At 64.4% G+C, this 22969-nt stretch carries 24 protein-coding genes; 19 read left to right on the top strand and 5 right to left on the bottom strand.

Features of this window, described 5'->3' with window-relative positions; all coding sequences use genetic code 11:
- The first annotated feature begins 203 nt into the window (after positions 1–203).
- The 7 genes from atzF (at position 204) to urtE (ending at position 8455) form a co-directional block, all read left to right on the top strand.
- Complete coding sequence (gene atzF, locus CXP40_RS03345) at positions 204–2003, top strand: allophanate hydrolase (RefSeq protein WP_177429621.1); 1800 nt, start codon at positions 204–206, stop codon at positions 2001–2003.
- An 8-nt stretch (positions 2004–2011) separates the two neighbouring features.
- Complete coding sequence (locus tag CXP40_RS03340; RefSeq protein ID WP_106732574.1) at positions 2012–2716, top strand: GntR family transcriptional regulator; 705 nt, start codon at positions 2012–2014, stop codon at positions 2714–2716.
- 73 nt (positions 2717–2789) lie between these two features.
- Positions 2790–4055 (top strand): urea ABC transporter substrate-binding protein, encoded by a 1266-nt coding sequence (gene urtA / locus CXP40_RS03335; RefSeq protein ID WP_106732573.1) that lies wholly within the window; start codon positions 2790–2792, stop codon positions 4053–4055.
- 101 nt (positions 4056–4156) lie between these two features.
- Positions 4157–5725: an urea ABC transporter permease subunit UrtB gene (gene urtB / locus CXP40_RS03330; protein ID WP_106732572.1), complete on the top strand. Its 1569-nt coding sequence runs from the start codon at positions 4157–4159 to the stop codon at positions 5723–5725.
- A complete protein-coding gene (gene urtC / locus CXP40_RS03325; RefSeq protein ID WP_099522643.1) occupies positions 5725–6816 on the top strand; it encodes an urea ABC transporter permease subunit UrtC in 1092 nt (363 codons plus the stop codon). Before urtB ends, urtC begins: the two co-directional genes overlap by 1 nt.
- Positions 6813–7655: an urea ABC transporter ATP-binding protein UrtD gene (gene urtD / locus CXP40_RS03320; protein WP_106732571.1), complete on the top strand. Its 843-nt coding sequence runs from the start codon at positions 6813–6815 to the stop codon at positions 7653–7655. Before urtC ends, urtD begins: the two co-directional genes overlap by 4 nt.
- A gap of 101 nt (positions 7656–7756) precedes the next feature.
- Positions 7757–8455: an urea ABC transporter ATP-binding subunit UrtE gene (gene urtE, locus CXP40_RS03315; RefSeq protein WP_099522645.1), complete on the top strand. Its 699-nt coding sequence runs from the start codon at positions 7757–7759 to the stop codon at positions 8453–8455.
- Between the two features lie 171 nt (positions 8456–8626).
- Here the strand turns inward: urtE and CXP40_RS03310 are convergent, their stop codons facing one another.
- The gene (locus CXP40_RS03310; protein ID WP_106732570.1) at positions 8627–9412 is read right to left on the bottom strand and encodes an aldolase; all 786 of its coding nucleotides are present in this window, start codon (positions 9410–9412) and stop codon (positions 8627–8629) included.
- Positions 9413–9594: 182 nt separating this feature from the next.
- Between CXP40_RS03310 and CXP40_RS03305 the strand changes: the two genes are divergently transcribed.
- Positions 9595–10914, top strand: coding sequence for an aspartate aminotransferase family protein (locus CXP40_RS03305; protein WP_106732569.1), 1320 nt, complete (start codon positions 9595–9597; stop codon positions 10912–10914).
- 74 nt (positions 10915–10988) lie between these two features.
- Here CXP40_RS03305 and CXP40_RS03300 read toward each other — a convergent pair whose 3' ends face one another.
- Entirely contained in the window at positions 10989–12482 is a 1494-nt protein-coding gene (locus tag CXP40_RS03300) for a PLP-dependent aminotransferase family protein (protein WP_106732568.1), read from the bottom strand.
- Positions 12483–12658: 176 nt separating this feature from the next.
- Between CXP40_RS03300 and CXP40_RS03295 the strand changes: the two genes are divergently transcribed.
- The 5 genes from CXP40_RS03295 to CXP40_RS03275 all read left to right on the top strand — a co-directional run bounded on the left by CXP40_RS03295 (position 12659) and on the right by CXP40_RS03275 (position 16690).
- Positions 12659–13540, top strand: coding sequence for a transporter substrate-binding domain-containing protein (locus tag CXP40_RS03295; protein ID WP_177429620.1), 882 nt, complete (start codon positions 12659–12661; stop codon positions 13538–13540).
- A gap of 187 nt (positions 13541–13727) precedes the next feature.
- Positions 13728–14369: an amino acid ABC transporter permease gene (locus CXP40_RS03290; protein ID WP_106732567.1), complete on the top strand. Its 642-nt coding sequence runs from the start codon at positions 13728–13730 to the stop codon at positions 14367–14369.
- 10 nt (positions 14370–14379) lie between these two features.
- Positions 14380–15042: an amino acid ABC transporter permease gene (locus CXP40_RS03285; protein ID WP_106732566.1), complete on the top strand. Its 663-nt coding sequence runs from the start codon at positions 14380–14382 to the stop codon at positions 15040–15042.
- Positions 15035–15793 (top strand): amino acid ABC transporter ATP-binding protein, encoded by a 759-nt coding sequence (locus CXP40_RS03280; RefSeq protein WP_106732565.1) that lies wholly within the window; start codon positions 15035–15037, stop codon positions 15791–15793. Before CXP40_RS03285 ends, CXP40_RS03280 begins: the two co-directional genes overlap by 8 nt.
- A 138-nt stretch (positions 15794–15931) precedes the next feature.
- Positions 15932–16690, top strand: coding sequence for an SDR family NAD(P)-dependent oxidoreductase (locus CXP40_RS03275; protein WP_106732564.1), 759 nt, complete (start codon positions 15932–15934; stop codon positions 16688–16690).
- A 129-nt stretch (positions 16691–16819) separates the two neighbouring features.
- Here the strand turns inward: CXP40_RS03275 and CXP40_RS03270 are convergent, their stop codons facing one another.
- Positions 16820–17530: a sulfite exporter TauE/SafE family protein gene (locus tag CXP40_RS03270; RefSeq protein ID WP_106732563.1), complete on the bottom strand. Its 711-nt coding sequence runs from the start codon at positions 17528–17530 to the stop codon at positions 16820–16822.
- A gap of 178 nt (positions 17531–17708) precedes the next feature.
- Between CXP40_RS03270 and CXP40_RS03265 the strand changes: the two genes are divergently transcribed.
- From CXP40_RS03265 to ureC, 6 genes are all read left to right on the top strand, one after another.
- Positions 17709–18545 (top strand): urease accessory protein UreD, encoded by an 837-nt coding sequence (locus CXP40_RS03265; protein ID WP_106732562.1) that lies wholly within the window; start codon positions 17709–17711, stop codon positions 18543–18545.
- 82 nt (positions 18546–18627) lie between these two features.
- Positions 18628–18930, top strand: a complete 303-nt coding sequence (gene ureA / locus CXP40_RS03260; protein ID WP_017678731.1) for an urease subunit gamma — start codon at positions 18628–18630, stop codon at positions 18928–18930.
- 3 nt (positions 18931–18933) lie between these two features.
- Positions 18934–19443 (top strand): GNAT family N-acetyltransferase, encoded by a 510-nt coding sequence (locus CXP40_RS03255; RefSeq protein ID WP_106732561.1) that lies wholly within the window; start codon positions 18934–18936, stop codon positions 19441–19443.
- Positions 19444–19447: 4 nt separating this feature from the next.
- Positions 19448–19978 (top strand): GNAT family N-acetyltransferase, encoded by a 531-nt coding sequence (locus CXP40_RS03250; protein WP_106732560.1) that lies wholly within the window; start codon positions 19448–19450, stop codon positions 19976–19978.
- Positions 19978–20283 carry an urease subunit beta gene (locus tag CXP40_RS03245; protein WP_106732559.1) on the top strand — a complete coding sequence of 102 codons (306 nt, stop codon included), beginning with the start codon at positions 19978–19980 and terminating at the stop codon, positions 20281–20283. Before CXP40_RS03250 ends, CXP40_RS03245 begins: the two co-directional genes overlap by 1 nt.
- An 87-nt stretch (positions 20284–20370) precedes the next feature.
- The gene (gene ureC / locus CXP40_RS03240; protein ID WP_106732558.1) at positions 20371–22071 is read left to right on the top strand and encodes an urease subunit alpha; all 1701 of its coding nucleotides are present in this window, start codon (positions 20371–20373) and stop codon (positions 22069–22071) included.
- Positions 22072–22110: 39 nt separating this feature from the next.
- Here the strand turns inward: ureC and CXP40_RS03235 are convergent, their stop codons facing one another.
- Together CXP40_RS03235 and CXP40_RS03230 are read right to left on the bottom strand one after the other, a co-directional pair.
- A complete protein-coding gene (locus tag CXP40_RS03235) occupies positions 22111–22554 on the bottom strand; it encodes a hemerythrin domain-containing protein (protein ID WP_021487915.1) in 444 nt (147 codons plus the stop codon).
- 75 nt (positions 22555–22629) lie between these two features.
- Positions 22630–22896: a DksA/TraR family C4-type zinc finger protein gene (locus CXP40_RS03230; RefSeq protein WP_106732557.1), complete on the bottom strand. Its 267-nt coding sequence runs from the start codon at positions 22894–22896 to the stop codon at positions 22630–22632.
- Positions 22897–22969: the final 73 nt, after the last annotated feature.

Raw genomic sequence — 22969 nt, 5'->3', positions numbered from 1 at the left:
CGATACCGTAGGGTGCGCTGTGCGCACCGCCAGCGCCAAAGAGCCTGCACCATTCGCTTGCAGGTCAGCCCCACCTCGGTGCAAGGCCTCTCGCCAAAGCCCCTGCCGCTGTCCTGAAATCCCCGAAAATAAAGGCCTGCGCAAAACTGGCACCGTCATTGCTCTAGCGATTCCAACTTGGATACAAGATGGAATCTCGAAGCATGTCCAACGCACCTATCGCTTTCACCCTCGCGCAATGGCAACAGGCCTACCGTGACGGCCAATCCCCTGCCGAGCTGCTGCACGCCCTGCGCCTGGAACTGCGCACTGATGACAGCGCCTGGATCGCCCTGACCAGCGAAGCCCAGCTAGACGCTCAACTCGATGCACTGACTACTGCACTGCAAGGTGTAGACGGCGATATGAGCAAGCTGCCGCTGTACGGCGTACCCTTCGCCATCAAGGACAATATCGACGCCGCCGGCTGGCCCACCACGGCCGCCTGCCCCGAGTTCGCCTACAGCGCCGAAGTCGACGCCACCGTGGTCGCGCGCCTGCGCGCCGCCGGCGCCATCCTGATCGGCAAGACCAACCTCGACCAGTTCGCCACCGGCCTGGTCGGCACCCGTTCGCCTCACGGCGCGGTGCCTAACAGCTTCAACCCGGCTTATGTCAGCGGCGGCTCCAGCTCCGGTTCGGCCAGCGTGGTCGCGCGCGGTCTGGTGCCCTTCTCGCTGGGTACCGACACCGCGGGTTCGGGCCGAGTGCCGGCTGGTTTCAACAATATCGTCGGGCTCAAGCCGACCAAGGGCTGGCTGCCCAATACCGGCCTGGTGCCGGCCTGCCGCACCATCGACTGCATCTCGGTGTTCGCCCTGACCGTCAGCGACGCCCTGACCGTGGCCAATATCGCCGGTGGCTATGACGCCGCCGACGCCTACAGCCGCAAAAACCCGAACAGCGCCAAGGTCGGCATGCCGGCCAAGCCGCGCCTGGCCGTGCCGGCCAACCCCGAGTTCTTCGGCGACAGCCAGAACCAGGCCGTCTATGAGGCGGCACTGGGCAAACTGCGCGAACTGGGCGCCGAGCTGGTGGAGATTGATTTCGCGCCCTTCCAGCAACTGGCCGAGCAGCTTTACTACGGCCCCTGGGTCGCCGAACGCACCGTCGCGGTGGAAGGCGTGAACCCCGAACACATCAACCCGGTGGTGCGCGGCATCGTCGAAAACGGCCACAAGTACAGCGCCTGCGACGCCTACAAGGCCGAGTACATTCGCGCCGAGCTGAGCCGCGTGATCAACGACGCCCTGGCCGGCTTCGACGCCATGGTGGTGCCGACTTCGCCAACCATCCGCACCCTGGCCGAGATGGAGGCCGAACCGGTGCTGTTCAACAGCCAGTTCGGCACCTACACCAACTTCACCAACCTTGCCGACCTGTCTGCCCTGGCCGTGCCGGCAGGGCTGCGTGCCGACGGTCTACCGGCCGGCATCACCCTGCTCGCCCCGGCCTGGCATGACCAGGCACTGGCCGCTTTCGGCCAGCGTTGGCAGCAGGCTGTCGATCTGCCGCTGGGCGCCACTGGCAAGCCGCTCCCGGCTCAAGCAGCGAGCGACAAACCGGCACCCGGCTGCATCCGTGTCGCCGTGGTCGGCGCACACCTGACCGGTATGCCGCTGAACTTCCAGCTCAGCACGCGCGATGCCGTGCTGGTGGAGCAGACCACCAGCACTTCCAGCTATCGCCTTTACGCCCTGCCCGGCACCGTGCCGCCCAAGCCGGGCCTGGCACGGGTCACCGAGGACGGCGCGGCGATCATCGTCGAGCTGTGGGACGTACCGCAGGCGCGCTTCGGCGAGTTCGTCGCCGAGATCCCGCCACCGCTCGGTATCGGCAACCTGGAGTTGGCCGACGGACGCTGGGTCAAGGGCTTTATCTGCGAGCCCTACGCACTGAATGGCGCGCGTGACATCACCAGCTTTGGTGGCTGGCGCGCCTATATCGCCAGCACCAAGGCCTGAACCCACTCATGCCACATGCCGCTGAGCGCCCGCAGAGCCTAGCTGAGCGTATCTACGCAAGGCTCAAGGACGACATCTTCGAGTTCCGCCTAATGCCCGGCGACCGCTTCTCCGAAGGCGAGGTCGCCGCGCGCATGGCGGCCAGCCGCACGCCGGTACGCCAGGCGCTACACCGTCTGCAGCGCGAGGGTTTTCTCGATGTGCACTTTCGCAGCGGCTGGCAGGTTCGCCCGCTGGACTTCGTGCAATTCGACGAATTGTACGAGCTGCGCATCGTCCTTGAACTCGTCGCCGTACGCCGACTTTGCCAGCGCCCCACGGACGAACATCCGCCTGCACTGCAGACTCTTGCGCGCACCTGGATGGTGCGAAAGGACGAGCAACTGCAAGACGGCAGCGCTGTATCGCGACTCGATGAAGCCTTCCATTGCCAGTTGCTGGACGCGGCCGGCAACCAGGAGATGGCCCGCGTGCACCGCGAGGTCAGCGAGAAGATCCGCATTCTAAGGCGGCTGGATTTCACTCAGGCCCGACGCATCGACCTGACCTATGCCGAACACCAGCAAATTCTCGAGGCAATCCTGACCCGTCGCTCAGAAGAGGCACAGCAATTGCTCAAGGGCCATATAGAGGTCAGCAAGGCACAGGTGCATTCGATCACCTTGCACAAGCTGTACGGCGCTCGCCAGCGCGTAGAGCCGATGCCGGAATAACCGAGCCATGACCTTCACTGCCACCAATAAAAACGCTGTCCACTTAATCACAATTGTGAATGGAGATCGCACCATGCAACGTCGCAGCCTGATCAAGGCCTTTACCCTTTCCGCTTCCATCGCCGCCATGGGCCTGTCCTGGTCCATCCAGGCCGCCGAGACCATCAAGGTCGGCGTCCTGCACTCGCTGTCCGGCACCATGGCCATTTCCGAAACCTCGCTGAAAGACATGGCGCTGATGACCATCGACGAGATCAACGCCAAGGGCGGCGTACTCGGCAAGCAACTGGAGCCGGTGGTGGTCGACCCGGCGTCGAACTGGCCGCTGTTCGCCGAGCGTGGCCGTCAATTGCTGACTCAGGACAAGGTCGCGGTGACCTTCGGCTGCTGGACCTCGGTATCGCGCAAATCCGTGCTGCCGGTCTATGAAGAGCTCAACGGCCTGCTGTTCTACCCGGTGCAGTACGAAGGCGAAGAGATGTCGCCGAACGTCTTCTACACCGGTGCGGCGCCAAACCAGCAGGCCATCCCGGCGGTGGAATACCTGCTCAGCGAAGACGGCGGCGCCGCCAAGCGCTTCTTCCTGCTCGGCACCGACTACGTCTACCCGCGCACCACCAACAAGATCCTGCGCGCCTTCCTCAACAGCAAGGGCATCGCCGACAAGGACATCGAAGAGGTCTACACCCCCTTCGGCCATAGCGACTATCAAACCATCGTCGCCAACATCAAGAAGTTCTCCGCAGGCGGCAAGACTGCTGTGGTCTCCACCGTGAACGGCGACTCCAACGTGCCGTTCTACAAGGAACTGGCCAACCAGGGTCTGGAAGCCACCGAAGTGCCGGTGGTGGCCTTCTCCGTGGGTGAAGAAGAACTGCGCGGCATCGACACCAAGCCGCTGGTCGGCCACCTGGCGGCCTGGAACTACTTCCAGTCCGTGGAAAACCCGGTCAACGAGAAGTTCGTTGCCGACTGGAAGGCCTATGCCAAGGCCAAGAAGCTGCCCAACGCCGACACCGTGGTGACCAACGACCCGATGGAAGCTACCTACGTGGGTATCCACATGTGGGCGCAGGCCGTCGAGAAAGCCGGCACCACCGACGTCGACAAGGTGCGCGAAGCCATGGCCGGCCAGACCTTCGCCGCGCCGAGCGGCTTCACCCTGAAGATGGACGAGAAGAACCACCACCTGCACAAGCCGGTGATGATCGGCGAGATCCAGGAGGACGGTCAGTTCTCCGTGGTCTGGGAAACCGAAGGCCCGATCCGCGCCCAGCCGTGGAGCCCGTACATCGAAGGCAACGACAAGAAAGCCGATACCCCGGTGAAGTCGAACTGATCCCACGGTTCTCACCCGCTGTAAACCTGTAGGAGCCGGCTTGCCGGCGATCCCCCTGATCGCCCGCAAGCGGGCTCCTACAGGCCATCAAGGACACCCTTATGCCCACTGCCCTTACCCGAATTCTCCTGAGCCTGTTGCTGTTGCTGCCCCTGGCGGCGCAGGCTGGCGAGGCCGACGATTTCGTCGCTGCCAACGCCAGCAAGCAGGCCAAACTGCTGCAGGACTGGGCCGCCGCGCCCAGCCCAGAGCGTATGCCGCTGCTGCAAGCCCTGCAGAAGGGCCGCGTCGGCAGCGATGCCGACAAACGCGCCTTCATCCAACAGGACGGCACCTGGCAGGCCGCCGATGGCGCAGCCGAGGCCAATGGCACGCCACGCAAACTGCGCCAGAACAACCGCCTGCGCGGCCTGGTCGCGTTCGCCGTGGCCAGCCATCAGTTGCTCGATGACGATGCCGCCGTGCGCCTCGCCGCCGCCAAACAACTGCAGCGCAATACGCCGCCGGCACTGCTGCCGCTGCTGGAAAACCGCCTGAGCGCTGAAGCCGACGAGAACGTGCGTGACGCCATCACCCTGGCCCTGGCCAACCTGCAGCTGGAGGCCATCGACCCTGCCGTGCGCCTGGCTGCCGTAGAGCGCCTGGGCAAGACCGGCGACCCGCTGGCCCGCACGCGTCTGCAAAGCCTGCTCGATGGTGAAGAAAGCGATGCCACCGTGCGCGCCGCTGCCGAGCAGAGCCTGGCCCAGGTGAAGAACAAACTGCTGATCGGCGAACTGCTCGGCCAGGCCTTCAGCGGCCTGTCGCTGGGTTCGATCCTGCTGCTGGCCGCACTCGGTCTGGCCATCACCTTCGGCCTGCTCGGGGTGATCAATATGGCCCACGGCGAGATGCTGATGCTCGGTGCCTACACCACCTACGTGGTGCAGCTGAGCTTCCAGCGCCTGGCCCCCGAATACCTCACGCTCTACCCGCTGGCCGCGTTGCCCATCGCCTTTCTGGTCACCGCCTGCATCGGCATGGCCCTGGAGCGCACGGTGATCCGCCATCTCTACGGCCGCCCGCTGGAAACCCTGCTGGCCACCTGGGGTATCAGCCTGATCCTGATCCAGCTGGTACGCGTCACCTTCGGCGCGCAGAACGTCGAAGTGGCCAACCCGGCCTGGCTGTCTGGCGGCATGCAGGTGCTGCCGAACCTGGTGCTGCCGTACAACCGCATCGTCATCATCGGTTTCGCCTTGTTCGTCGTGGTCCTGACCTGGCTGCTGTTGAACAAGACGCGCCTGGGCCTGAACGTGCGCGCGGTAACCCAGAACCGCAACATGGCCGCCTGCTGCGGCGTGCCCACCGGGCGCGTGGACATGATGGCCTTCGGTCTCGGCTCGGGCATCGCCGGCCTCGGCGGCGTGGCCCTGAGCCAGATCGGCAACGTCGGCCCGGACCTTGGCCAGAGTTACATCATCGACTCCTTCCTGGTAGTGGTACTCGGCGGCGTCGGCCAACTGGCCGGTAGCGTGCTGGCCGCCTTCGGCCTGGGCGTGGTGAACAAATTCCTCGAGCCGCAGATCGGTGCCGTGCTCGGCAAGATCCTCATCCTCGCGCTGATCATTCTGTTCATCCAGAAACGCCCGCAAGGCCTCTTCGCTCTCAAAGGACGGGTGATCGACTGATGACCATGCCACTCAATCAAACGTTGCTGGCCCGCGCCAGCGCCAAGCTCGGCCCGCAGGTTTCGCTGGCCATCGGCCTGCTGGTGCTGGCCGTGCTGCTCGCCATGCCGCTGCTGCACCTGTTGCCGGCCGACCACGCTCTGCACGTCTCGGCCTATTCGCTGACCCTGGTGGGCAAGATCCTCTGCTACGCCATCGTCGCCCTGGCGCTGGATCTGGTCTGGGGCTACGCCGGCATGCTGTCGCTGGGCCATGGCCTGTTCTTCGCCCTCGGCGGCTACGCCATGGGCATGTACCTGATGCGCCAGAGCGCCGGTGACGGCCTCCCAGCCTTCATGAGCTTTCTGGCCTGGAGCGAATTGCCCTGGTACTGGTACGGCACCTCCAGCTTCCTCTGGGCGATGTGCCTGGTGGTACTGGCTCCCGGCCTGCTGGCGCTGGTGTTCGGCTTCTTCGCCTTCCGCTCGCGGATCAAGGGCGTGTACTTCTCGATCATGACCCAGGCGCTGACCTTCGCCGGCATGCTCCTGTTCTTCCGCAACGAAACCGGCTTCGGCGGCAACAACGGCTTTACCGGCTTCACCCGCATCCTCGGCTTCGACATCACCGCACAGAGCACTCGCGCGGCGCTGTTCTTCGCCACCGTGGTGTTGCTGGTGGGTAGCCTGTACCTGGGCTTTCGCCTGGCACGCAGCAAGTTCGGCCGGGTGCTCACCGCCCTGCGTGACGCAGAGAACCGCCTGATGTTCTGCGGCTACGACCCACGCGGCTACAAGCTGTTCATCTGGGTATTGAGTGCAGTGCTGTGCGGCCTGGCCGGCGCGCTGTACGTGCCGCAGGTGGGCATCATCAACCCTAGCGAAATGGCACCGACCCAGTCCATCGAAGCGGCCGTATGGGTCGCCCTGGGCGGTCGCGGCACGCTGATCGGCCCGCTGCTTGGCGCCGGGCTGGTCAACGGTATGAAGAGCTGGTTCACCGTGGCCTTCCCGGAATACTGGCTGTTCGCCCTGGGCGCGCTGTTCATCGTCGTCACCCTGTTCCTGCCACGCGGCGTGGTTGGCCTGCTGCGCAAGGAGAAGGATCAATGAAAGCCACTCCGGTACCTGAAACCATGCTCGAAGCCGCTTTCGACCCCACCGGCCTTGCGCTGGACACCGGCAAGAACGTCGGCAAGGGCGTCAACGTCCGCCATGGCACCATCCTTACGCTGGAAGATATCAACGTCAGCTTCGATGGCTTCAAGGCGCTGACCAACCTGACGCTGTACATCGGCGTCGGTGAGCTGCGCTGCATCATCGGCCCCAACGGCGCCGGCAAGACCACCATGATGGACGTGATCACCGGCAAGACCCGCCCGGACAACGGCGTGGCCTACTTCGGCGAGCAGTACGACCTGACCAGCATGAGCGAAGTGCAGATCGCCCAGGCCGGCATCGGCCGCAAGTTCCAGAAACCCACGGTATTCGAGGCGCTGACGGTGTTCGAAAACTTGGAGCTGGCACAGAAGACCAACAAGTCGGTATGGGCCAGCCTGCGCGCCAGACTCAGCGGCGAGCAGAAAGATCGCATCGAGGAAGTGCTGACCACCATTCGCCTGGAAGCCTCGCGCAATCGTCCGGCTGGCCTGCTCTCCCATGGCCAGAAGCAGTTCCTGGAGATCGGCATGCTGCTGATGCAGGAGCCGCACCTGCTGCTGCTCGACGAACCGGTGGCGGGCATGACCGATGCCGAGACCGAGTTCACCGCCGAGCTGTTCAAGTCGTTGGCACGCAAGCACTCGCTGATGGTGGTGGAGCACGACATGGGCTTCGTCGGCAGCATCGCCGACCACGTCACCGTGCTGCACCAGGGCAGCGTGCTGGCCGAAGGCTCGCTGGAGCAGGTACAGAACGACGAGCGGGTGATCGAGGTTTATCTGGGTCGCTGAAAAGCCCCTCTCCCCCGGCCCCTCTCCCGCGAGCGGGAGAGGGGAGAAGGCTGGCGCTCCGTAGGGTGCGCCGCGCGCACCGCATGCTTAAGGACATCGATATGCTGCAAGTCCAACAACTCCACCAGTATTACGGCGGCAGCCACATCCTCCGTGGCCTGTCGTTTGACGTGAAGGTCGGCGAGGTCACCTGCCTGCTTGGCCGCAACGGTGTGGGCAAGACCACCTTGCTCAAATGCCTGATGGGTCTGATCCCGGCCAAGGACGGTAGCGTGCAATGGGAAGGCAAACCCATCACCGCTTTCAAACCGCACCAGCGCGTGCACGCCGGCATCGCCTACGTGCCACAGGGACGCGAAATCTTCGGCCGCCTGACCGTGGAAGAGAACCTGCTGATGGGCCTGTCACGTTTTCCCGGCAGCCAGGCCAAGGCCGTGCCGGAATTCATCTACGAGCTGTTCCCGGTGCTGCGCGAGATGAAGCATCGCCGTGGCGGCGACCTGTCCGGTGGTCAGCAGCAACAGCTGGCCATCGGTCGAGCCCTGGCCAGCCAGCCGCGCCTGCTGATCCTCGACGAGCCCACCGAAGGTATCCAGCCCTCGGTGATCAAGGAGATCGGCGTGGTGATCAAGAAGCTCGCCGCTCGCGGCGACATGGCCATCCTGCTGGTGGAGCAGTTCTACGACTTCGCTGCCGAGCTGGCCGACCAGTACTTGGTGATGAGCCGTGGCGAGATCGTCCAGCAGGGCCGTGGCGAGAACATGGAAACCGAAGGCGTACGCGGGTTGGTGGCGATCTGACCAGTCTCGTAGGGTGGACGACGCTTCATCCGTCCACCACTCTGCGATGCAATGGTGGATGAAAAACGTCATCCACCCTACGTCCTGATCCGCCTTGTGGGAGGGGCTTTAGCCGCGACTCGGTAACCGCCTCAGTCGCCGTTAAAGCGCCTCCCACAGGACTTCGCCGTCCTACTCAGCGAAATCCGATCCCTCGCGCAGCAACTGGCGTTTCACGCTCTCAAGATGCAGGTGAGCGCTTTCGGCGTTGCCCTGCTGCATCTGCCGGCACGCGGCACTGGCAATCGTCGGCGCCACGGCCTTCAACGGCCGACCGCTGGCCATGGCCTTGAGCTGCACCTCGGCGGCGCGCTCCAGGTAGTAGAGGTCGTCCCAGGCCTCGGCAATGCTCGGCCCCAGTACCAACGGGCCGTGGTTCTTCAGCATCACCACATCGGCATCACCTGCCGCACGGGCGATGCGCTCGCCCTCGGCATCATTCAGCGCAAGGCCCTGATAATCCTCATCCACCGCCAGACGCTCATAGAACTTCAACGCCGTTTGCCCGGCCCAGACGAAGGGCTCGCCCTCCAGCATGCACAGCGCCGTGGCATTGGGCATGTGCGTGTGGAAGGCTGCCGTGGCACGCGGGTTGAGACGGTGCAGCTGGGCGTGGATAAAGAACGCCGTGGCCTCCGGGCGGCCCTCGCCCAGCACCACGTGACCATCGAAATCACAGATCAACAACGATGACGCTGTGACCTCGGCGAAGGCCAGGCCATAAGGATTGACCAGAAACAACTCGGGCCGCCCCGGCACCACCACGGAAAAGTGATTGCAGATGCCTTCGCCCATGCCGAGCCGTGCCGCCATGCGAAAGCAGGCGGCCAGGTCGATACGCGCCTGGACGATCTCGGCGCTGTTCAGGCCCTCTGTGGACGCCAGCGGAGCGGTGTTGATTTCGAATGCGTGGGCCATGGTTTCACTCCTGAAAACGGATGCCTCCAGCCTAGCCTGTACACACCAAGCGCCTAGGGACAGTTGCCCGATGTCGGCGAGCCAGACGCGCTGACCCAGCCATTTCCGGCATCTGGCCCTACGGCACACGGCCGCTTTGTTCCTATGGTGCAGCCATCCGCAACGACCAGCCCGAGGTCATCATGAGCACACCGATCAGCAACCAGTACGTCCACGATCTGGATCGCCAGCACGTCTTCCATTCCTGGTCGACCCAGGGCGCCCTCAACCCGCTGGTGATTGCCGGCGGCGAGGGCTGCACGCTGTGGGACTACGACGGCAAACGCTACCTCGACTTCAGCAGCCAACTGGTCAATACCAACATCGGCCACCAGCACCCGAAGGTCATCGCCGCCATCCAGGAACAGGCCGGCAGCCTGGTGACCATCGCCCCGGCCACCGCCAACCTGATGCGTGGCGAAGCGGCCAAGCGCATCCTCGCCCGCGCGCCGGCCGGTTTCTCCAAGGTGTTCTTCACCAACGCCGGGGCCGATGCCAACGAGAACGCCATGCGCATGGCGCGCCTGTACACCGGTCGCGACAAGATCCTCTCCGCCTACCGCTCCTACCATGGCAGCACTGGCGCGGCCATCGTCGCCACCGGTGACCCGCGCCGTGTGCCCAACGAATACGCCCGTGGCCACGTGCACTTCTTCAACCCCTACCTGTACCGCAGCGAGTTCAACGCGGTAACCGAGGAAGAGGAATGCGCGCGCGCCCTGCAGCACCTACGCCGGGTCATCGAATGCGAGGGGCCGGGCGCCATCGCCGCCATCCTGCTGGAGAGCATTCCCGGCACTGCCGGCATTCTGGTGCCACCGAAGGGCTATATGCAGGGCGTGCGCAAACTGGCCGACGAGTTCGGCATTCTGCTGATCTGCGATGAAGTGATGGCCGGCTTCGGTCGCACCGGCGCCTGGCTGGCGCTCGAGCATTTCGGCGTGGTGCCGGATCTGATCGCCTTCGCCAAGGGCGTCAACTCCGGCTATGTGCCGGCCGGTGGAGTGATGATTTCCAAGCCGATCTGCGAGCACTTCGACACGAACTTCTTCCCCGGCGGGCTGACCTATTCCGGCCACCCGCTGGCCATGGCCGCCATCGTCGCCACCCTGGATGCGATGAGCGAAGAAGGCATGGTGGAGAACGCCCGTGATATCGGCGCACAAGTGCTCGGCCCGGGCCTGCAGAAGCTGGCCGGGCGCTACCCGATAATCGGCGAGGCGCGTGGCGTCGGCCTGTTCTGGGCGCTGGAATTCGTCAGCGACGTACAGAAGAAAACGCCGATGCCGGCGCCAGTGATGCAGGAAATGAAGGCGGCGCTGACCGCGCGCGGGCTGCTCAGCTTCGTGGTGGAGAACCGCATCCATGTGGTGCCACCGTGCATCGTCAGCGCCGCCCAGGTAAACGAGGCGCTGGCGATCTTTGATGAAGTGTTCGCCCTGTTCGCGCCGCGCTTTGGCTGATAACCGTCGCGGCTAAAGCCCCTCCCACAAATGCCCAATGGCTCTGTGGGAGGGGCTTTAGCCGCGAACGTCTTTCACAACCCCGCCAACACCTCACCCAGTTTCTGCACGCCCGGCCGAATGCGTTCGGCATCGATGGCGTGAAAACCCAGGCGCATGAAATTCTTCGGCGCCTCGCCATCACCGAGGAAGAACTGCGCCCCGGACTCGATCAACACGCTCTGCTGCGCCGCCGCCCAGGCCAGGTGCTGGGTATCGACGCCCGCCGGCGCGGCCAGCCAGCAGGCGCTGGCACCTGGGCTGCCCATGGGCTGGCAATCGCTCAGGTCACTGCGCAGCGCCTGGTAGAGCAGCTCGCGGCGGCGGCAATGTTCTTCGCGAAAGCGCCGCAGGTGCGCGTCGTAATGCCCCTGGGCGAGGAAGTCGGCGAGCATGCGCTGGTTGTTCAACGGCGGGTGGCGATACATCAGCCGGCGCAGGGCGCGGAGCTCGTCGATCAGTTCGGCGTCGGCCACCATGTAGCCGATCCGCAGCCCCGGCGAGAAGGCCTTGGACAGGCTGCTCAGATAGATCACCCGGCCGCTGCTGTCGCTGGCCTTCAGCGCCGGCAGCGGGTGGTTGTCGAGGTTGAATTCGGCGTCGTAGTCGTCCTCGATCAGCACCTGGTCGTGCTCACGAATCTGCCTCAGCAGTTGTTCGCGCCGCGCCGTGCTCATCGCCACGCCCGTGGGTACCTGGTGCCCCGGCGTCACGTAGAGGTACTGACAGTCATCCAACCGCCGGTCCACCACCAGGCCCTGATCGTCGACATCCTGCAGGTGCACCTTGGCGCCGTGAATGTCGAAGATGCTCGCCGCATCGCGAAAGCCAGGGTTCTCCACGCCAACGCGCACACCGCGCGCCATCAGCAGGCTGGCCAGCAGATAGAGCGCGTTCTGCGAACCGAGGGTCACCAGAATCTCGTCGGCACGCGCCCAGATACCGCGCTTGGGCAGCACGCGGGTGCGTAGCTGCTCGATCAGCTGCTCATCGTCACGGTCGAAACGGTCGCCCAGCCACAGCTGGTCGCGCTCACCGCTGAGGTTCTTGCGCGACACCTCTCGCCAGCGCTCCAGTGGGAACAGTTCGCTGATCGGCTGACCGTAAATGAAGGGGTAGGTGAAACGGCTCCAGTTGCTCGGGCGCAATACGCCGTGCTTCAAACTGGGCTGCATGCGAAAGCGCGCGGCCCAATCCGGGGCAGTGGCGGCGCTGCTGTCATCGGACGGTTCCGGCTTGCGCAGCGGCGTCATGCGCAATACGGCATCGGTCTGCCCGCAGTAATCGGGGTGCAGGTAGTAACCACTGCGCGGGCGGCTGACCAGGTAGCCGTTGTCGAGCAGGCTCTCGTACACCAGCGCCACGGTGTTGCGCGAGACCGACAGCTGCTGGGACAGCTTGCGGCACGACGGCAGTGGCTCGTCGGCCGGGAAACCGCCGCCAAGAATGGCCGACACCAGCGACTCGCGAAGCTGCTCCTGAAGGCCGCGCTGACGGTCGAAATCAAGATGGTAAAAGTGATCGATCATGGCGCCCTCCAACAGCCAAACAACCCTGTGATGTAGCAAGTAGCGCGCCACTGTCGCTGGCCAGAACAAAGGCCGGAACTGCCCCTATCGCCGGCTCGTCAGGCGTCTCTAAGGTGAAAACGAAACCGCCGCCGAGCGGCCTGGACAACCCTTGTCGACACCTCTGGAGCACGCCCATGAAGCCATCGAAAACCGATTCCAAACCCTTCGGCCTGCTGCGCAAGCTGGCCCTGGCCAGTTGCCTGGTCGGCGCCTCGCTGAGCGCCCACGCCGACCTCGACGAAATCAAGTCCAAGGGCGTGATGACTGTTGCCACCGAGGATGACTACGCGCCGTTCAACTTCATCGTCGACGGCAAACCGGAGGGTTTCCACAAGGAGCTACTCGAAGACCTGAAAACCTACGCCAAGGCGCAGGGCTTCGACGTAAAGCAGGAAATCCTGCCCTGGACCGGCCTGCTCGCCTCGGTTTCGTCCGGCCAGTACGACATGGCCTTCACCGGCGCCCTGGTCACCGACGACCGCCTGCGCGTGTTCAACTTCGCCCCGCCCTTCGCCTCGGCGCAGCACTTTTACGTCAAGCGCGCAGGCGATGACAGCCTCAGCGATATCGCCAGCCTGTGCGGCAAGACCGTCGGCCTGCAGGCCGGCAGCGCCCTGCTCGCGCGCCTGCCGGAGCTGAAGAAGATGATGGAGGCCGAGGGTTGCAAGATCGGCAAGGTCACCGAATACCCGTCCTACCCGGAGGCCTACGCCGACCTGGCCAACGGCCGCCTGGACTACGTGATCAACGCGCTGATTTCGGTCAACGACCTGGTCAAGACCCGTGGCGACACCTTCGCCAAGGGCATTGCCGTGTCCGGTGATGGTTTCGCCGCCTGGCCGGTACCGAAGAACAGCCCCGAGCTGCTGGAGTTCCTCACCGGTTTCATGACCGAAGTTCGCGACAGCGGCCGCCTGGCCGAGCTGCAGACCAAGTGGTTCGGCGAAGCCTTCCCGGCCATGCCCAAGGAGCCGATCACCAAGGTCGAGCAGTTCCACGAACTGGCCGGCATGTGACAGCGGGCTGCGGCCACGTCTCTGACATGGCCGCGTAGGGTGCACCGCGCACCAGCGTAAATGGTGCCAGCGCCTCGGTGCGCACGGCGCACCCTACATGCTCATCACCAACGCACTGCCGTCTATCAGGGCCAGCTCTGGCCCTGACCTTGCTTGCAACATCCCATCCCTTTCCCTGGAGCCCGACATGAACGGACAAGCCTGGTTATTGCTGCTCGAAGGCGCCTGGACGACTCTGTGGATCTCCTCGATCGCCATCGCCCTGGGCGTCGTCATCGGCCTGGGTATCGCCCTGCTGCGCATGGCGCGCATTCCCTTTGTGGAACAGGCGCTGGTGCTCTACGTCAGCCTTGCGCGCGCCACACCGCTGGTCACCCTGGTGCTGTTCATCTTTCTCTCGGCGCCAACCTTCGGCCTGGCCATGGATCGCAACACGGCAGCGATCCTTGCCCTCACCATGAATACCGCGGCCTTCAACGCCGAAGTGTGGCGCACAGCCTTCATCAGTTTTTCCCGCGAGCAGAAGGAAGCCGCACTGGCCTGCGGCATGACCAACGGCGTGTTCTTCCGCCGCATCATGCTGCCGCAGATGATCACCAGCAGCCTGCCCGGCCTGGTCAACGAGATGTCCTTCCTGATCAAGAGCAGCCCGGCCATCGCGGTAATCGGCATCGTCGATCTGACCCGCGTGACCAATCGCATCAGCGCCGTGACCTACGAGCCGCTGCCACCGATTCTCGCCGCTGCCCTGCTGTACATGCTGATCATCGGCGTGCTGCTCAAGGTGCAGGCCATCGCCGAGAAAAAAGCCAACCGACTGGCCATGTGAGGACGCGACCATGACCGAATGGAGCATCATCTGGGAGGCGCGCGACGCCTTCCTCAACGGCGCACTCAATACGCTGATCCTGTTCGTCCTGTCGGTGCTGGCAGCCTTCGTCATCGGCTGTTTCAGCGTCTACCTGCTGGAGGGCCGCACCTGGCTGTCGACCCTGCTGCGCGGGGCGATCAACCTGATGCGCATGCTGCCCTTTCTGGTACTGGCCTACCTGCTCTACTACGGGCTGCCGGCGCTTGGCATCAAGCCCAGCGCCTGGGGCGCGGGCCTGGTGGCCCTGGCCATCTATCACGCGGCCTACTTCGCCGAGATCCTGCGCGGCGCGCGCCTGGTGCTGCCGCTCGGCCAGGTCGAGGCGGCCAAGGCCCATGGCTTCCGCCCCGCTCGCCTGTACTGGCGAATCATCTTGCCGCAACTGGTGATCCGCACCCGCCCGCTGCTCGGCAATCAGCTGATCTACGCACTCAAGGACACCGCCTTTCTCACCATCATCACCGTGCAGGAACTGACCGCCGCAGCCAACTCGGTGCAGGCCACCTACTTCATCCCCACCGAGGCGTTCATCGTGGTCATCGCCCTGTACTGGATCATCAGCATCTGCCTGGAACTGGCGCTCAAGTGGGCGAGCCGGTTCGGCGCCAAACGAGGTTTCGAACATGCCTGAGGCACCTGCGGTACAGATCGACAATCTTTCCAAGAGCTTCGACGGCGTCGAGGTGCTGCGCGACATCTCGCTGACCGTGAACAAGGGCGAGGTGGTCAGCGTGCTGGGCTCCTCCGGCTCGGGCAAATCCACGCTGCTGCGCTGCATCAACTGGCTCGAAGAGCCGGATCGCGGCAGCATTCATATCGCCGGCCAGCGCATCGGCGTCGACACCCAGGGCAAGCGCATGAACAACCGCGACCTGGCGGCGATTCGCGCCAGAACCGGTATGGTGTTTCAGAGTTTCAACCTGTGGCCGCACCTGAACGTGCTGCAGAACGTCATGGAAGCACCGATGCAGGTGAAGAAGATGCGCAAGGACGAGGCCCGCGCCATCGCCCAGACGCTGCTGGAAAAAGTCGGCATGGAACAGAAGGCAGAGGCCTTTCCCTACACCCTCTCCGGTGGGCAGAAGCAGCGCGTGGCGATAGCCCGCGCGCTGGCCATGAGCCCGGAAGTGATCCTGTTCGACGAGCCGACCTCGGCACTCGACCCGGAGCGGGTCGGTGAAGTGCTGACGGTGATGAAGAACCTCTCCAGCGAGGGCTACACCATGATCGTGGTCACCCACGAAATGGAATTCGCCCGTGCGGTGTCGGATCAGGTGGTGTTCCTGGAAAAGGGCCTGCTGATCGAGAAATCCGCCCCGGAGAAGTTCTTCACCAACCCGGAAACCGAACGCGTGCGCAAGTTCCTCGAACTGTCCGCATGAATCCGCGGCCAGCTGTGGAGCACGGCCTTTAGCCGAACGCCTTACACTGGCGCCCAACCCTGGTAGGACCGCTCTAGCTGCGCCCGACAGAGGATGCAGGAGCAGGCCATGAACCCTGATAGCAAAACGAGGTTATCCATGAGCAAGGTGGCATTCATCACAGGCGCGACATCCGGTTTTGGCCGCGCCACGGCACGACGTTTCGCCGAGGCCGGCTGGGCGCTGGTACTCAGCGGCCGACGCCTGGAGCGCCTGGAAGAGCTGAAGGCCGAACTGCAGGACAAGGTGCCGGTGCATATCGCTGCGCTCGACGTGCGCGATGCGGCGGCGGTGAAGGCGCTGGTCGACGGCCTGCAGGCGCCCTTCGACCGCATCGACGTGCTGGTCAACAACGCCGGCCTGGCGCTGGCCCCGGAGGCCGCGCAGAAGGTCGCCCTGCAAGACTGGCACACCATGATCGACACCAACGTCACGGGCCTGGTCAACGTCACCCACGCCGTGCTGCCCAAGCTGCTGGAAATCGGCAAGGGCACCAGCATCATCAACATCGGCTCGGTGGCCGGCGAATGGCCCTACCCGGGCGGCCACGTGTATGGCGCCACCAAGGCCTTCGTCAAACAGTTCAGTTTCAACCTGCGTTGCGACCTGGTATCCACCGGCGTGCGCGTCACCGACATCGCCCCCGGCATGGCCGAAACCGAGTTCACCCTGGTACGCACCAAGGGCAACCAGGCTGCCTCCGACGCGCTGTACGGCACCACCACTCCGCTGACCGCCGAAGATATCGCCGAGCAGATCTTCTACGTCGCCACCCTGCCGGATCACATCAACATCAACCGCCTGGAAATCATGCCGAGCCGCCAGGCCTGGTCGCCCTTCGCCATCGACCGCGATTGAAGGACGCCCCAGACATGGCGCCTCGCAAGGCGGGTTACGGCGATCGCGACCGAACCCGCCCGTAGGGTGCGCCGTGCGCACCGCTGCGATCCCGCAGCAACGGATACTTATCGGTGCGCGCAGTGCGCCCTACCAGATCGCCTTCAGCAGGCTGCCCAGCGACAACAGCACCAGCAGCCCACCGACCAGCACCCGCAACGACAACGGCTGCCAGCGTGGATGCAGCCACTGGCCGAGCAGGTTGCCAGCCAGCGCCGGCAATGCCAGCTCCAGCGCCAGCCGCCATAGCGCGCCGTTCAGCACACCCGCAAGCCCCAACCCGATCAGCGCAGCGCTACTGCTGGCGAGGAAGAACAGCACCGCCGTGCCGCGTAACTGGCGTGTATCGAGGCCACTGCGCAACAGGTAGATCATCAAGGGCGGGCCGCCAGCCGAAGCCACGGTGGTCGCCAGGCCGGATGCCAGCCCTGCCAACCAGGCCATGCCCTGGCTCACCGGCGTGGCAACGGACGGCCGCCATAACACCAGCATGCCCCCGCACAGACAAAGCACCGCCACCAGCGGCGCCATGATGCGGGCCGGCAGCCACAGCAACAGCCAGGCGCCCAGCGGCACCGCCAGCAGCATGCCGACCAATAGCCGCCCCAGCACACGCCCATGCACGGCGCGCAACGCCGCCGGCCACAGCGTCACGCTGCAGGCCACATCGAGAATCAGCGCCACCGGCACCGCTTCCGCAGGCGGCAGTCGCAGCATCAGTCCGAGCGCCATCAACATGGCGAAACCGAAGCCGCTATAGCCGCGCACCAACCCGGCGGCAAAGGCGATAAAAGTGAACATGAGCGCTCCGCACGAATCGACGCCCCACTCTAGAGCCGGCCAGGCACGAGAAGGCAGAGCCAGATACGGCAGTGCGACTGGCCACCGCCGCAAACAACGTAATGCGCACCGAATTGGTTCAGGGCACGCCTCTTGCTTGCCCACTCGGTCAACTATCCTGCGGAAACGCTGCCCCACCATGAATCTGCCCGCCGCCCTGTTCACGCCAAGCTGGCCTGCCGAGCTGGAGCTGGCTTACGCACGCCACGGCGAACGCACCACACCAGTGCAGAGGCGCCACCTGGGCCCACTAAGAGTGCAGAAGCACCTGTACGCAGAAGGACCGGAAGTCTGCCAGCACATCATCGTCCACCCGCCCGGCGGCATCGCCGGCGGTGACCGCTTGGACATCAGTGCCCATGCCGGCGAAAACACCTGGGTGCAACTCACCAGCCCAGGCGCGGCCAAGTGGTATCGCGCGGCCGGGGTCGCTCGGCAGGATCTGCGCCTGCGCGTCGACGCTGGCGCGACCCTGGAATGGCTGCCGCAGGAAACCATCATCTACGCTGGAGCCCAGGCCGAACTGCACACGCAGATCGACCTGCACGGCGATGCTCGTCTGTTCTACTGGGACATCGTCGCTCTCGGCCGACCCGCTGCCGACGAGCGCTTTGCCAGCGGCCACTTCCAGGCCGCGCTGGACATCCGCCGCGACGGCAAACTGCTCTGGCACGAGCGCCAGCGCGTGAGCGGCGACGACGGCCTGCTCGACTCGCCCATCGGCCTCGACGGCCAACCGGTATTCGCCACCCTGCTGGTCAGCGCCGATGTAGACAGTGATTTACTGGAACGCTGCCGGGAGCTGAAGATCGATGGCGTACGCGGTGACCTCAGCCAGCTTTCGGGCCTGCTGGTCGCGCGCTGCCTGGCCAGCGAAGCACTCAAGGCCCGTGCCTGGCTGATCGAACTCTGGCGCCTGCTGCGTCCGGCGATGCTGGGGCGTGAAGCACGCCCACCCCGCATCTGGAGCACATGACGGCGGATGTAAAAAGCGACATCCGCCCTACCCCACGACGCATTCCGGCGATGCCTGGCATACGCCCCAATGGAGTAACACGATGGATCTGAGTCCACGCGAGAAAGACAAGCTGCTGATCTTCACCGCCGGCCTGGTGGCCGAGCGCCGTCTGGCGCGCGGGGTGAAGCTGAACTACCCGGAGGCCATGGCTTACATCTCTGCCGCACTGCTCGAAGGCGCACGCGACGGCCAGACGGTCGCCGAGCTGATGCATTTCGGCACCACCCTGCTGAGCCGCGATCAGGTCATGGAAGGCGTACCGGAGATGATCCCGGAGATCCAGATCGAAGCCACCTTCCCTGACGGCACCAAGTTGGTTACCGTGCACCAGCCGATTGCTTAAGTCATGACCTATTCGATTCAAGACGCCGGTGAAGCCGACCTACCCGGCATCCTCGCCATCTACAACGACGCGGTGCAGCACACCACGGCGATCTGGAACGAGACCCTGGTGGATCTCGCCAACCGCCGCGCCTGGCTGGCGGAGCGCACTGCAGCGGGTTTTCCCGTACTGGTCGCCCATGACGCCGCCGGCGAGGTAGTCGGCTACGCCAGCTACGGTACCTGGCGCACCATCGAAGGCTTCCGTCAGACCGTCGAGCACTCGGTCTACGTACGTGCCGACCAACGCGGCCAAGGCCTAGGCCCAGCGCTGATGCAGGCGCTGATCGAACGCGCCCGCGCCGCCAACCTGCACGTCATGGTCGCCGCCATCGAGTCGGAAAATGCCGCCTCGATTCGCCTGCACCAACGCCTCGGTTTCGTCACCAGCGGGCAGATGCCCCAGGTCGGCCGCAAGTTCGGCCGCTGGCTGGATCTGACCTTCATGCAACTGATCCTCGGCGCCAAGGAGTGACCCAGTGAGCGTGACGCTACAGCGAATCGACAGCGCCGACTTCGCCAACTCCCGCGAAGGCTTGATCGTCCTTCTGCTCGATGCAGTCAACGATGGCGCATCGCTGGGCTTTCTCGCCGATCTCGACGAGCGAGGCGCCGCCGAGTATTTCACTCAGGTACAGGCGGGCATTGCCGACGGCTCCATGCTGCTCTGGGTGGCTCAGGACCAAGGCCGCGTACTGGGCAGCGTGCAACTGAGCCTGTGCCAGAAGCCCAACGGGCTGAATCGCGCAGAGATTCAAAAGCTGCTGGTACTGAGCACGGCGCGTCGCAGGGGTATCGCCCGCCTACTGATGCAAGCCGTCGAGCAGGAAGCGGCAGCCCGCAAACGTGGCCTGCTGTACCTCGACACCGAGGCCGGCAGTGACGCAGAACAGCTCTATCACCACCTCGGCTACCAGTGTATCGGTGGCCTACCCGATTACGCCTGCGGCCCAGACGGTACCTACCGGGCCAATGCCATCTACTACAAGACGCTTGCGAGGCCCAACTGATGATTCCCGGCGAATACCAAATTGCCGACGGCGAGATCGAGCTCAATGCCGGTCGCCGCACCCTGACCCTGTCCGTAGCCAACAGTGGCGACCGGCCTATCCAGGTCGGTTCGCACTACCACTTCTTCGAGACCAACGACGCCCTGCTGTTCGACCGCGCCAGCACTCGCGGTATGCGCCTGAATATCCCGGCTGGTACCGCCGTGCGCTTCGAGCCGGGACAGAGCCGTGACGTGGAGCTGGTCGATCTGGCCGGCGCGCGCCGGGTGTTCGGCTTCGCCGGCCGGGTAATGGGCGATCTTTGAGATACAAATTTTCGTAGGGTGCGCCATGCGCACCACGAGCAACGCGGATAACGACGGTGCGCACGGCGCACCCTACGGGACGAGCCAATGAAGATCAGCAGACAAGCCTACGCCGACATGTTCGGCCCCACCGTCGGCGACAAGGTGCGCCTGGCCGACACCGACCTGTGGATCGAAGTGGAGAAGGACTTCACCACCTACGGCGAAGAAGTGAAATTCGGCGGCGGCAAGGTGATCCGCGACGGCATGGGCCAGGGCCAGCTGTGTGCGGCCGACGTGGTCGACACGCTGATCACCAACGCCCTGATCATCGACCACTGGGGCATCGTCAAAGCCGACGTTGGCCTCAAGGACGGGCGCATCGCTGCCATCGGCAAGGCCGGCAACCCGGATATCCAGCCGGACGTGACCATCGCTATCGGCGCCGGCACCGAAGTGATCGCCGGTGAAGGCATGATCCTCACCGCGGGCGGCATAGACACCCACATCCACTTCATCTGCCCGCAGCAGATCGAAGAAGCGTTGATGAGCGGCGTCACCACCATGATCGGCGGCGGCACCGGCCCGGCCACCGGCACCAACGCCACCACCTGCACCTCCGGCCCCTGGCACATGGCGCGCATGCTGCAAGCCGCCGACGCCTTCCCGATGAACCTGGGCTTCACCGGCAAGGGCAACGCCTCGCTGCCCGAGCCGCTGATCGAGCAGGTCAAGGCCGGCGCCATTGGCCTGAAGCTGCACGAGGACTGGGGCACAACCCCGGCCGCCATCGACAACTGCCTGAGTGTGGCCGACGAATACGACGTGCAGGTGGCGATCCACACCGACACCCTGAACGAGTCCGGCTTCGTCGAAACCACCCTCGGCGCGTTCAAGGGCCGCACCATCCACACCTATCACACCGAAGGCGCCGGCGGTGGCCACGCGCCGGACATCATCAAGGCCTGCGGCTTCCCCAACGTGCTGCCGTCCTCGACCAACCCGACCCGGCCGTTCACCCGCAACACCATCGACGAGCACCTGGACATGCTCATGGTCTGCCACCACCTCGACCCAAGCATCGCCGAAGATGTGGCCTTCGCAGAGTCGCGTATTCGCCGCGAGACCATCGCCGCCGAGGACATCCTCCACGACCTCGGCGCGTTCTCCATGATCAGTTCCGACAGCCAGGCCATGGGCCGCGTCGGCGAGGTGATCACCCGTACCTGGCAGACCGCCGACAAGATGAAACAGCAGCGCGGCCCGCTGCCCGAGGACGCCCCCGGCAACGACAACTTCCGCGCCAAGCGCTACATCGCCAAGTACACCATCAACCCGGCGATCACCCACGGTATCAGCCACGAGGTGGGCTCCATCGAAGTGGGCAAGTGGGCCGATCTGGTGCTGTGGCGCCCGGCTTTCTTCGGCGTCAAACCGACGCTGATCCTCAAGGGTGGCGCCATCGCCGCCAGCCTGATGGGCGATGCCAACGCCTCGATCCCGACGCCGCAACCGGTGCACTACCGACCGATGTTCGCCAGCTATGCCGGAAGCCGCCATGCCACCAGCATCACCTTCATCAGTCAGGCGGCGTTCGAAGCGGGCGTGCCCGAACAGCTCGGCCTGCAGAAGAAAATCGGCGTGGTCAAAGGCTGCCGCGAGGTGCAGAAGACCGACCTGATCCACAACGGCTACCTGCCGAACATCGAGGTCGATCCGCAGAACTATCAGGTCAAGGCTGACGGCCAGTTGCTCTGGTGCGAGCCGGCCGAAGTGCTACCGATGGCACAGCGGTATTTCCTGTTCTGACGAAAAAGCCGGGCGTCATGCCCGGCTTTCGTGGGTCTATCAGGACGCCTGCTTCATCTCGTCGTAGGCGTTCAGGTAATCACCAGCCAGTTGCTGCTTCTCCTTGTCGCGCAGCAGCTTGCCGGCCATCTGGAAGAAGGTGTGCTCTTCCTCCTTGAGGTGATGTTCGACCTTTTCCGCAAGGGCCTTGGCTTGCGCCAGCCAGCTGGGGCTGCTGGGGTCGGTTTCTTCCAGGTCCTCGATCATTTCGTCCATCTGGTGATGCTCGGCAATCGCGTGGCGCGACAGGTCGACGCCTGCGTCCTGCTGCATCAGGGGAATGTAGAAATGGCGTTCTTCGGCCACCGAATGCACAGCCAGTTCCTGCTTGAGCTGAGAGAACAAGGCGTGGCGCTCGGCGCTGTCGCCTTGGGTAGCGATCAGTTTCTGCGCCAGTTCGCGCTGGATGTCGTGGCTGATGCGTAAGGCTTCGAAAATCGTCATGCAAGCACCTCTTCCTGAGTCACGGTCGTAGTAGCACTAGACCAGCAGGAGGCGAATAGGTGCCGTACCGCTTGCTCAGCGCAACTGACTGTCCTTGCTGCCACGACGGTTATAGGCGCTGAACGCCGCGCTCTCACGGTCGTGCTCGGCCTGGCAGTTCACGCACAGGCGCACACCAGGAATTGCCTGGCGACGGGCATCGGGTATCACCGCGTCGCACTCTTCGCAATGATGCAGGCTCTCGCCTTTCGGCAGTTGACTGCGAGCACGCGCAACGGCGTCCTCGATGCTGCTGTCGATCTGTTCCTGCACTGCGTCGTCGCTTGCCCAACCACCTGCCATGTTCGACCTCCTCGCACTCTCCGAACAGATATGCGCCCGGAGAATGCGAAGTGCAAGTGCAGCCGGTCGCGAC

Source organism: Pseudomonas sp. YY-1 (assembly GCF_002843095.1).
GTDB lineage: Bacteria > Pseudomonadota > Gammaproteobacteria > Pseudomonadales > Pseudomonadaceae > Aquipseudomonas > Aquipseudomonas sediminis_A.
Note: the sequence above shows the minus strand (reverse complement) of the source record. Positions and strands in the feature narration are given on the sequence as shown.

Excerpts from the sequence above, each read along its gene's own strand:
- CXP40_RS03245 (WP_106732559.1), top strand. The coding sequence starts at position 19,978 with ATGATTCCCGGCGAATACCAAATTGCCGACGGCGAGATCGAGCTCAAT.
- urtC (WP_099522643.1), top strand. The coding sequence starts at position 5,725 with ATGACCATGCCACTCAATCAAACGTTGCTGGCCCGCGCCAGCGCCAAG.
- CXP40_RS03230 (WP_106732557.1), bottom strand. The coding sequence starts at position 22,896 with ATGGCAGGTGGTTGGGCAAGCGACGACGCAGTGCAGGAACAGATCGAC.
- CXP40_RS03235 (WP_021487915.1), bottom strand. The coding sequence starts at position 22,554 with ATGACGATTTTCGAAGCCTTACGCATCAGCCACGACATCCAGCGCGAA.
- CXP40_RS03340 (WP_106732574.1), top strand. The coding sequence starts at position 2,012 with ATGCCACATGCCGCTGAGCGCCCGCAGAGCCTAGCTGAGCGTATCTAC.
- CXP40_RS03270 (WP_106732563.1), bottom strand. The coding sequence starts at position 17,530 with ATGTTCACTTTTATCGCCTTTGCCGCCGGGTTGGTGCGCGGCTATAGC.
- CXP40_RS03305 (WP_106732569.1), top strand. The coding sequence starts at position 9,595 with ATGAGCACACCGATCAGCAACCAGTACGTCCACGATCTGGATCGCCAG.
- ureA (WP_017678731.1), top strand. The coding sequence starts at position 18,628 with ATGGATCTGAGTCCACGCGAGAAAGACAAGCTGCTGATCTTCACCGCC.
- ureC (WP_106732558.1), top strand. The coding sequence starts at position 20,371 with ATGAAGATCAGCAGACAAGCCTACGCCGACATGTTCGGCCCCACCGTC.
- urtE (WP_099522645.1), top strand. The coding sequence starts at position 7,757 with ATGCTGCAAGTCCAACAACTCCACCAGTATTACGGCGGCAGCCACATC.
- atzF (WP_177429621.1), top strand. The coding sequence starts at position 204 with ATGTCCAACGCACCTATCGCTTTCACCCTCGCGCAATGGCAACAGGCC.
- CXP40_RS03255 (WP_106732561.1), top strand. The coding sequence starts at position 18,934 with ATGACCTATTCGATTCAAGACGCCGGTGAAGCCGACCTACCCGGCATC.
- CXP40_RS03300 (WP_106732568.1), bottom strand. The coding sequence starts at position 12,482 with ATGATCGATCACTTTTACCATCTTGATTTCGACCGTCAGCGCGGCCTT.
- CXP40_RS03280 (WP_106732565.1), top strand. The coding sequence starts at position 15,035 with ATGCCTGAGGCACCTGCGGTACAGATCGACAATCTTTCCAAGAGCTTC.
- urtB (WP_106732572.1), top strand. The coding sequence starts at position 4,157 with ATGCCCACTGCCCTTACCCGAATTCTCCTGAGCCTGTTGCTGTTGCTG.
- urtA (WP_106732573.1), top strand. The coding sequence starts at position 2,790 with ATGCAACGTCGCAGCCTGATCAAGGCCTTTACCCTTTCCGCTTCCATC.
- CXP40_RS03310 (WP_106732570.1), bottom strand. The coding sequence starts at position 9,412 with ATGGCCCACGCATTCGAAATCAACACCGCTCCGCTGGCGTCCACAGAG.
- CXP40_RS03290 (WP_106732567.1), top strand. The coding sequence starts at position 13,728 with ATGAACGGACAAGCCTGGTTATTGCTGCTCGAAGGCGCCTGGACGACT.
- CXP40_RS03295 (WP_177429620.1), top strand. The coding sequence starts at position 12,659 with ATGAAGCCATCGAAAACCGATTCCAAACCCTTCGGCCTGCTGCGCAAG.
- CXP40_RS03265 (WP_106732562.1), top strand. The coding sequence starts at position 17,709 with ATGAATCTGCCCGCCGCCCTGTTCACGCCAAGCTGGCCTGCCGAGCTG.
- CXP40_RS03285 (WP_106732566.1), top strand. The coding sequence starts at position 14,380 with ATGACCGAATGGAGCATCATCTGGGAGGCGCGCGACGCCTTCCTCAAC.
- CXP40_RS03275 (WP_106732564.1), top strand. The coding sequence starts at position 15,932 with ATGAGCAAGGTGGCATTCATCACAGGCGCGACATCCGGTTTTGGCCGC.
- urtD (WP_106732571.1), top strand. The coding sequence starts at position 6,813 with ATGAAAGCCACTCCGGTACCTGAAACCATGCTCGAAGCCGCTTTCGAC.